This is a genomic window from Promicromonospora sp. NPDC060204, from assembly GCF_042728455.1.
In the GTDB taxonomy this organism is placed as follows: Bacteria; Actinomycetota; Actinomycetes; order Actinomycetales; family Cellulomonadaceae; genus Promicromonospora.
On sequence record NZ_JBHWZO010000247.1, the window covers coordinates 1 to 9,304 of the forward strand.

At 72.3% G+C, this 9,304-nt stretch carries 7 protein-coding genes; 5 read left to right on the forward strand and 2 right to left on the reverse strand.

Translation table 11 applies throughout. From position 1 onward, the window contains the following. Nucleotides 1-575 (forward strand): DUF3159 domain-containing protein (locus ACFWEJ_RS23605; protein ID WP_377231620.1); only part of this gene is annotated, 575 nt, incomplete at its 5' end. Between the two features lie 21 nt (nt 576-596). Here ACFWEJ_RS23605 and ACFWEJ_RS23610 read toward each other — a convergent pair. Both ACFWEJ_RS23610 and ACFWEJ_RS23615 read right to left on the reverse strand, forming a co-directional pair. After that, nucleotides 597-1,262 carry a potassium channel family protein gene (locus ACFWEJ_RS23610; protein WP_377231621.1) on the reverse strand — a complete coding sequence of 222 codons (666 nt, stop codon included), beginning with the start codon at nt 1,260-1,262 and terminating at the stop codon, nt 597-599. Then, complete coding sequence (locus tag ACFWEJ_RS23615; protein ID WP_377231626.1) at nt 1,262-1,915, reverse strand: potassium channel family protein; 654 nt, start codon at nt 1,913-1,915, stop codon at nt 1,262-1,264. Before ACFWEJ_RS23615 ends, ACFWEJ_RS23610 begins: the two co-directional genes overlap by 1 nt. A gap of 96 nt (nt 1,916-2,011) precedes the next feature. Between ACFWEJ_RS23615 and ACFWEJ_RS23620 the strand changes: the two genes are divergently transcribed. The 4 genes from ACFWEJ_RS23620 (at nt 2,012) to acnA (ending at nt 9,240) form a co-directional block, all read left to right on the forward strand. Then, nucleotides 2,012-4,009: an APC family permease gene (locus ACFWEJ_RS23620; RefSeq protein WP_377231622.1), complete on the forward strand. Its 1,998-nt coding sequence runs from the start codon at nt 2,012-2,014 to the stop codon at nt 4,007-4,009. 88 nt (nt 4,010-4,097) lie between these two features. Further along, complete coding sequence (locus tag ACFWEJ_RS23625) at nt 4,098-5,498, forward strand: class I SAM-dependent RNA methyltransferase (RefSeq protein ID WP_377231623.1); 1,401 nt, start codon at nt 4,098-4,100, stop codon at nt 5,496-5,498. A gap of 47 nt (nt 5,499-5,545) precedes the next feature. Next, nucleotides 5,546-6,364, forward strand: a complete 819-nt coding sequence (locus tag ACFWEJ_RS23630) for an SGNH/GDSL hydrolase family protein (protein WP_377231624.1) — start codon at nt 5,546-5,548, stop codon at nt 6,362-6,364. 131 nt (nt 6,365-6,495) lie between these two features. Then, on the forward strand, nt 6,496-9,240 hold the full coding sequence (gene acnA, locus ACFWEJ_RS23635; protein WP_377231625.1) for an aconitate hydratase AcnA: 2,745 nt from the start codon (nt 6,496-6,498) through the stop codon (nt 9,238-9,240). The last annotated feature ends 64 nt before the right edge of the window (nt 9,241-9,304 follow it).

Below are 9,304 nucleotides of genomic sequence, written 5' to 3' on the forward strand. Positions count from 1 at the left end.
TCCAGGACGTGCGGCTGCTGCGAGCCTCGGTCGCGGACAATATCGCCCTCGCCGTTCCCGTCGTCGCGCGCCTGGTGCAGCGCACGCCGGTCACCCAGGCGCTGGGCGGCCTGCTCGGCATCGCCGTCGGCGTGGTCTGGGCCTGGACGTCCGGCGACGCGGAGGACTACTACGCAGGCGGCCTGCTGCTCAACGCCGCCTACCTCGTGGTGCTGCTCGGCACGATCCTCGCGCGCCGCCCCGCCGTCGGCTACGTGGTGGAGGCGCTGCGCGCCGGCCTGACTCCGGACGCCGTCAAGGCCGACGCGGACCGCCCGGACGACCAGCCCTCGGTCTTCGCCGCGCTGACCGCCTGGCGGTCCGACCCGGCCAAGATGCGGATGTACTCGATCGCCACCTGGCTCTGGGTGGGGCTGTTCGCCCTGCGCCTCGCGGTCAAGACGCCGCTCTACTTCGCGGGCGACGTCGCCTGGCTGGGTACCTTCCACCTGCTGCTCGGAGTGCCGCTCTGGGCGCTCGTGCTGTACCTGACCTGGTACGTCGTGCGCCGGCCCAAGGCCCCGGCGACCGCCTGAGACGACGGCCGACCGGGTCGGTCAGCCCTTCGGGACCAGCAGCTTCTGCAGCGCGTCCGTGTCGGCGTCCGCGCCGGCGACCAGCAGCAGCTCGTCGCCGGCCTCCAGGGTGTCGTCCGGGCTCGGCACCAGCGGGCGGCCGTCGCGCACGATCGTCGAGAGCGTGACGTCCGCCGGCCACACGACCTGGCCCAGCCGCGTCCCGGCGACCCGGGAGTCGGCGGGCAGCGTCAGCTCCAGGATGTCGGCGCGCGACTGGCTGAAGCTGAAGATCTTCACGAGGTCGCCGACGGCCACGGCCTCCTCGACCATCGCGGTCATGATGCGCGGGGTCGAGACCGCGACGTCCACGCCCCACGACTGGTCGAACATCCACTCGTTCTTCGGGTTGTTCACGCGCGCGACCGTGCGCGGCACCCCGAACTCCGTCTTGCCCAGCAGGGAGAACACCAGGTTCACCTTGTCGTCGCCGGTGGCGCCCACGACGACGTCGGCCTGCTCCAGCTCGGACGCCTCCAGCGCGGGCAGCTCGCACGCGTCCGCGAGCACCCACTCCGCCTCGGGGACCTGTGAGACCCGCATGGCCGCCGGGTTCTTGTCGATCAGGGTGACCTCGTGCTCGTGGCTCAGCAGCTCGCGGGCGATCGAGCGGCCCACGGAGCCCGCCCCGGCGATGACGACGCGCATCAGTCCTCCTCGGCCGTCGGCGCGGCGGTGAGGATCCGCTCGATCTCGGCGGACCGGTCGGCCGCCATGAGCACGTGGAGCACGTCGTTCTCCTGGAGCACGATGTCGGGCGTCGGCAGGATCGCCGACGAGTAGCGGGTCACGAAGGCGACCCGCGCCCCCGTGGCGGCCTCGATGTTGAGCACGGGCCGGCCGACCCACCGCCGGTGGTACTCGATCTGCGCGAGCCGCACCGTGCCGGACGGGTCGCGGTACTCGTCGGTGAAGCCCAGCGGCAGCATGCGGCGCAGCACCTGGTCCGCCGTCCAGCGCACCGTGGCGACGGTCGGGATGCCGAGCCGCTGGTAGATCTCGGCCCGGTGCGGGTCGTAGATCCGGGCGACGACGTTGTCCACCCCGTACGTCTCCCGGACCACGCGCGCGGACAGGATGTTGGAGTTGTCGCCGTCGGACACCGCCGCGAACGCGTACGTGTCCTCGATCCCCGCCTGCACGAGCGTGTCGCGGTCGAAGCCCACCCCGGTCACCTTCTTGCCGGAGAAGTCCGCGGGCAGGCGCCGGAACGCGTCCGGGTTCTGGTCGATGACGGCCACGGAGTGCCCGCGGCCGTCGATCTCCTGGGCGAGGCTGGAGCCGACGCGGCCGCAGCCCATGATGACGAAGTGCACGGACGGAACGCTACCGCGCCGGGGGTGACGATGGTGCGCCAGGTGCGCTGGAGGCCATCGACGGGCATAGAGTCTTCCAACGTGTCGGACATCGTCGATGCGGCCAAACGACTTCTGGTCGGCCGCCCCATGCGCAGCGAGAGCCTGGGGCACACGCTGCTGCCCAAACGCATCGCGCTGCCGGTCTTCGCCTCGGACGCCCTCTCCTCGGTGGCGTACGCCCCGGACGAGATCCTGCTGACCCTGTCACTGGCGGGTATCGCGGCCCTGGCGTTCTCGCCATGGGTCGGTCTCGTGGTGGTCGTGGTGCTGCTCATCGTGGTGGCGTCCTACCGGCAGAACGTGCACGCCTACCCGTCGGGCGGCGGCGACTACGAGGTCGCCACCACCAACCTCGGCCCCTCGGCGGGCATCGGCGTCGCCTCCGCGCTGCTGGTCGACTACGTGCTCACCGTGGCCGTGTCGATCTCGTCGGCGGCCCAGTACGCCTCCGCCGCCATCCCCGGGCTGCGCGGGCACGAGGCGCTCGCCGCCGTCATCGCGGTGACGCTGCTCACCCTGGTCAACCTGCGCGGGGTCAAGGAGTCGGGCACGGCGTTCGCCATCCCGACCTACTGCTACATGGCGATCATCGGGGCCCTCATCGTCACGGGCGCGTTCCGCTTCTTCTCGGGCACGCTGCCCCAGGCGCAGAGCGCGGACTTCGAGCTGTCCGCCGAGGCCGCGTTCGACCAGGGCCTGGTGGGCATCGCGGGCGCGTTCCTGCTGGCCCGGGCGTTCGCGTCCGGCTGTGCCGCGCTGACCGGCGTCGAGGCCATCAGCAACGGCGTGCCCGCGTTCCGCAAGCCCAAGTCGCGCAACGCCGCGACCACGCTGCTGCTGCTCGGCACCATCTCCGCGACGATGATCATGTCGATCCTCCTGCTGGCCCAGGCCACGGGCGTCCAGTTCGCGGAGGACCCGCACAGCCAGCTCACGCTGAACGGCGAGCCGGTCTCGGACCACTACGTGCAGATCCCGGTCATCGGCCAGCTCGCGGAGGCCGTCTTCTCGGGCTTCCCGCCGGCCTTCTACGCCGTCTCCGCCGTCACGGGCCTCATCCTGGTGCTCGCCGCGAACACGGCGTTCAACGGGTTCCCCGTGCTCGGCTCGATCCTCGGCCGCGACGGCTACCTGCCGCGCCAGCTCCACACCCGCGGCGACCGGCTCGCGTTCTCCAACGGCATCGTCACCCTCGCCGTCGCGGCGATCGTGCTCATCGTGGTGTTCGACGCCGAGGTGACCCGCCTCATCCAGCTCTACATCGTGGGCGTGTTCGTGTCGTTCACGCTGTCCCAGCTCGGCATGCTGCGGCACTGGACGCGCGAGCTGCGCACCGAGCCGAACCCCGCGGTGCGCGGCCGGTACAAGCGCTCGCGCCTGGTCAACGGCGTCGGGTTCGGGCTGACCGGCATCGTGCTGATCATCGTGCTGCTCACCAAGTTCACCCACGGCGCCTGGATCACCCTGCTGGCCATGGGCGTGCTGTTCGTGCTCATGCGGGCCATCCGCAAGCACTACGACCGTGTGCGCGACGAGCTCGCGCTCGACGACGTCTCCGCGGCGCGGGCGCTGCCGAGCCGCGTGCACGCCGTCGTGCTGGTCTCCAAGGTGCACAAGCCGACCATGCGCGCCCTGGCGTACGCGCGCGCCGCGCGGCCCAGCGTGCTGGAGGCCGTCAGCGTGGGCGTGGACCGCGAGGACGTGGAGCGGCTCACCGCCGAGTGGGAGGCCCTCGACCTGCCCGTCCCGCTGCGCATCCTGGACTCGCCGTTCCGCGAGATCACCCGCCCCGTGGTCAAGTACGTGCGGTCCGTGCACCGCGAGTCGCCGCGCGACCTCGTGATCGTCTACATCCCGGAGTACGTGGTCGGGCACTGGTGGGAGCAGCTCCTGCACAACCAGTCGGCGCTGCGGCTCAAGGGCAGCCTGCTGTTCACGCCCGGCGTCGTGGTGGCGTCCGTGCCGTGGCAGCTCGCCTCGACGCGCGGGCAGACCGGCCTGGAGGGCGACACCTTCCTGCGCGGCCGCAGGATGTGACGCCGCAGGGTGTGACGCCGCCGGATGTGACGCAGCCGCGCGCCTGATCGGGCGGGGTCCGGACGGGCCGTGGGCGATACTTGAGCACATGCCCCGCAACCCCGACCGTCGCACCGCGCCCGCAGACCCCGAGCAGGGCGGCCGCCCGCGCCGTCGTCCCCAGCGTTCCCCGCGGCCCGGCCGCGCGCGGCGCGTGAGCGACGCCGCCCCGGGGCCGGAGGTGGGGCAGGAGTTCGAGCTGGAGGTCGGCCCCATCGCTCACGGCGGCCACTGCGTGGCCCGCCTGGACGGCCGCGTCGTGTTCGTGCGCCACACCCTGCCGGGGGAGCGCGTCCGCGCCCGCGTCACCGAGGGCGGCCCGACCTTCTGGCGCGCCGACGCCGTCGAGGTGCTCGAGGCGTCCCCCGACCGCGTCGAGCCCCTGTGGCCCGCGGCCGGCGCCGACGGCGTGGGCGGCGGCGAGCTGTCCCACGTCGCCCTGCCCGCGCAGCGCCGCTGGAAGACCGCCGTGCTCGTCGAGCAGCTCCAGCGCCTGGCGCGCCTCGACGCCGACTGGCTCGCCGAGCACGTCACGGTCGAGGCCGCGCCCGGCGACGACGAGCGCCGCGGCCTGCACTACCGCACCCGGATCGACCTGGTGGCCGACGCCGACGGCCACGCCGGCATGCGCAAGCACCGCTCGCACGACGTCGTCGCGCTGAAGAAGATGCCGCTGGCCTCCGCCGAGCTGGCGGCGTTCGCGGTCGCCGAGGACGTGTTCACCCGCACGTGGACGCCGGGCGCGCGGCTGGAGCTCGTCGCGCCGTCCGAGGGCGACCCGGCGCTGCTGGTCGACGGCGAGCCGTGGCGCCGGGGCAAGCCCGACTCCCGGCCCAACGCGCGCCGCGCCGTGACCGAGGTCGTGACCGGCCCGTGGGGCACGCACCGCTACCGCGTGGCTGCCGACGGGTTCTGGCAGGTGCACCGCGAGGCGCCGGCCGTCCTGACGGGCGCCGTGCTGGACGCCGCCGGCGCGAGCGCGGGGGAGCTGGCCGGCGCGACCGTGCTGGACCTGTACTCGGGCGCCGGCCTGTTCACGCTGCCGCTGGCGGACGCCGTCGGGCCCGAGGGCCGCGTGGTCGCCGTCGAGGGCGACGAGCGCGCCGTCAAGGACGCCCGCCGCAACGCGCACGCGCACGGGCAGGTGGAGCTGCGGCTGGGCGCCGTGGACCGCGTGCTGGCGGGCGGGCCGGGCGAGGCCGAGGTGCCCGCCGCGGACGTCGTGGTGCTGGACCCGCCGCGCTCGGGTGCCGGGCGTGCCGTGGTGGACGCGATCGCGGCCCGCGAGCCCCGCCGCATCGTCTACGTGGCGTGCGACCCGGCCGCGCTCGCGCGCGACGTCGGCTACCTCGCCGCGCACGGGTACGCGCTGACGGGCGTGCGCGGGTTCGACCTGTTCCCGCACACGCACCACGTCGAGGCGGTCGCGGTCCTGGACCGGCAGGGCTGACCGGACGGTGGACGAAACCCCAGGTCAGTACGCATAGGATGCGCACCGTGAAGCGGTGGCTGGTGAGCGGCGGGATCGCGGTGTCGGTGGTGGCGGCGTTCGCCGTCGCCGTCCTGGTGGGCATGGTCCTGGGGGCCGGCGGCATCGCCGTCGGCGGTACGGGCGGGGCCTCGGTGCCCGCGCCGCGGGGCGCGCCGTCCGTCTGGGCGGAGTCCCCGTCGCCGTCGCCCTCGCCGTCCCCGGTGGCCGAGAAGGAGCCGGTGGCCCTCTTCGTCGGCGACTCCTACACGGTGGGGCAGGGCGCGACGTCGCCCGAGCTGCGGTGGAGCACGCTGGTGTCCGAGAAGATGGGCTGGCGCGAGCTGAACGTGGCCGACGGCGGCACGGGGTTCGTCAAGGGCAACCCCGAGCTGGACAAGCTCAACTACCCTGCCCAGCTCCGGTCGGTGCCGAAGGGCAGCGTGGACATCGTGGTGATCGCGGGCGGGCAGAACGACTTCAAGGACCTGCGGGCCGAGCCCGCGCCGGTCTTCGAGGCGGTGGCGGACACGTACGCCCTGGCCGTGCAGCGGTTCCCGGACGCCGAGATCGTGTCGGTCGGGCCCTCCACCCCCTGGGCGGTCGGCCTGGAGGCGCGCGCCCTGGACAGCGCGGTGCGGGCCGCGGCGGCCGAGGCGGAGGCCACGTACGTGTCGCTGCTGGACCCCAACATCGTCCAGGGCCGCCTGGTGCACGAGGACGGGATCCACACGACCGACGCGGGCAACGCCGCGATCGCGCGGCGGGTGGTGCGGACGCTCCAGGCGCCCGCGGCCGACGTGGAGGAGACGGGCGCCCGGCCGGCAGATATCTTGACGTCAAGATAAATGCGATATGCTGGCTCCAGCAGCCCGGCCTAGGCTGGGTGAAGCCCCCTGGAACCCATGCGGCGGCTCCTTCGCGCGATGACCGCGCCTGTGAGAGCCGACGCACCGTCAGCCCCGCAGAAGGAGCCCGAGTGAGCACCGTGGACACGTTCGGATCAAAGGGAACGCTGGAGGTCTCCGGCAAGTCCTACGAGATCTTCCGGCTCAGTGCGGTCGAGGGAGTGGAGCGCCTCCCGTACTCGCTGAAGATCCTCGCCGAGAACCTCCTGCGCACCGAGGACGGCGCGAACATCACCGCCGACCACGTGCGTGCCCTCGCGTCCTGGGACCCGGACGCGCAGCCCGACACCGAGATCCAGTTCACGCCGGCGCGCGTGATCATGCAGGACTTCACCGGCGTGCCCTGCGTCGTGGACCTCGCCACGATGCGTGAGGCCGTCGCCGCGCTCGGCGGCGACGCCACGAAGATCAACCCGCTGGCCCCCGCCGAGATGGTCATCGACCACTCCGTGCAGATCGACGTCGCGGGCCGCGCCGACGCCTTCCAGCGCAACGTCGAGTTCGAGTACCAGCGCAACCACGAGCGCTACCAGTTCCTGCGCTGGGGCCAGACGGCGTTCGACGACTTCAAGGTCGTCCCGCCGGGCACCGGCATCGTGCACCAGGTCAACATCGAGTACCTGGCCCGCACCGTCATGACGCGTGAGGTGGGCGGCGCGCTGCGCGCCTACCCCGACACCTGCGTCGGCACCGACTCGCACACCACCATGGTCAACGGCCTGGGCGTGCTGGGCTGGGGCGTCGGCGGCATCGAGGCCGAGGCCGCGATGCTCGGCCAGCCCGTCTCGATGCTCATCCCGCGCGTGGTCGGCTTCAAGCTGAGCGGCTCGATCCCGGCGGCCGTGACGGCCACCGACGTCGTGCTCACGATCACGCAGATGCTGCGCCAGCACGGTGTGGTCGGCAAGTTCGTCGAGTTCTACGGCGAGGGCGTGGCCCAGGTGCCGCTCGCGAACCGCGCCACCATCGGCAACATGTCGCCGGAGTTCGGCTCGACGGCCGCGATCTTCCCGATCGACTCGGTCACGGTCGACTACCTGCGCCTGACGGGCCGCTCCGAGGAGCAGCTCGCCCTGGTCGAGGCGTACGCCAAGGAGCAGGGCCTGTGGCTCGACGCCGACTCGGCCGAGCCGGTCTTCTCCGAGTACCTCGAGCTCGACCTGTCCACGGTCGTGCCCTCGATCGCCGGGCCGAAGCGCCCGCAGGACCGCATCGAGCTGACGAACGCGAAGTCGGCGTTCCTGCACGACCTGCCGAACTACGCGCCCGAGTTCTCCGCGGGTGCCGACGAGGCGGGCGCCGAGTCGTTCCCCGCCTCCGACGCCCCGGCGCCGGCCACGAACGGCCGCAAGCACGTGCACGTCACGAACAGCGACGGCAAGGAGTTCGAGCTGTTCCACGGCGCGGTCGCGATCGCCTCGATCACGTCCTGCACCAACACGTCGAACCCGTCGGTCATGCTCGCCGCGGCGCTGCTCGCCAAGAACGCCGTCGAGAAGGGCCTCGTGTCCAAGCCGTGGGTCAAGACCTCCATGGCGCCGGGCTCGCAGGTCGTGACCAACTACTACGAGAAGGCCGGCCTCTGGCCGTACCTCGAGAAGCTGGGCTTCCACCTGGTCGGCTACGGCTGCGCCACCTGCATCGGCAACTCCGGCCCGCTGGACGAGAAGGTCTCCGAGGCCGTCAACGAGCACGACCTGTCGGTCGTCTCGGTGCTGTCGGGCAACCGCAACTTCGAGGGCCGCATCAACCCGGACGTCAAGATGAACTACCTGGCGTCCCCGCCGCTGGTCATCGCGTACGCCCTGGCCGGCACCATGGAGTTCGACTTCGAGCACGACCCGCTGGGCCGCGACGAGGCCGGCCACCCCGTGTTCCTGCGCGACATCTGGCCGTCGCCGGACGAGGTCCAGGCGACCATCGAGTCCTCGATCGACCGCAAGATGTTCGAGTCGGACTACGCCGACGTCTTCAAGGGCGACGAGCGCTGGGCCGCGCTGGAGACCCCCGAGGGCGACACGTTCGCCTGGGACAGCGAGTCCACGTACGTGCGCAAGCCCCCGTACTTCGACGGCATGGGCATGACGCCGGAGCCCGTCACCGACTTCTCCGGCGCCCGCGTGCTGGCCAAGCTCGGCGACTCGGTCACGACCGACCACATCAGCCCGGCCGGCTCGATCAAGCCGGACAGCCCGGCGGGCGTCTACCTCGCCGAGCACGGCGTGGGCCGGCGCGACTTCAACTCCTACGGCTCGCGCCGCGGTAACCACGAGGTCATGATCCGCGGCACGTTCGCGAACATCCGCCTGCGCAACCAGCTCCTGAACGACGTCGAGGGTGGCTTCACCTTCAACTTCGTGAAGGGCGCCCAGGACACGATCTACGACGCCGCGCAGGACTACGCCGCGGCCGGCACCCCGCTCGTGGTGCTCGGCGGCAAGGAGTACGGCTCCGGCTCGTCGCGCGACTGGGCCGCCAAGGGCACCGCGCTGCTGGGCGTCAAGGCCGTCATCACCGAGAGCTTCGAGCGGATCCACCGCTCCAACCTCATCGGCATGGGCGTGCTGCCGCTCCAGTTCCCGGCCGGCCAGAACGCCGACTCCCTGGGCCTTACCGGCACCGAGGTCTTCGACGTCACCGGTGTGACCGCCCTGAACGAGGGCGTCACGCCCGAGACGGTCAAGGTCACCGCGACCAAGGCCGACGGCTCGCAGGTCGAGTTCGACGCCGTGGTGCGCATCGACACCCCGGGCGAGGCGGACTACTACCGCAACGGCGGCATCCTGCAGTACGTGCTGCGCTCGTTGGTCGCCTGAGCCGGAGGTGCAGCGCAGGGTGGGGGCCGAGGTACGAGGCACCCGCCCGGAGCGGAACCGCAGG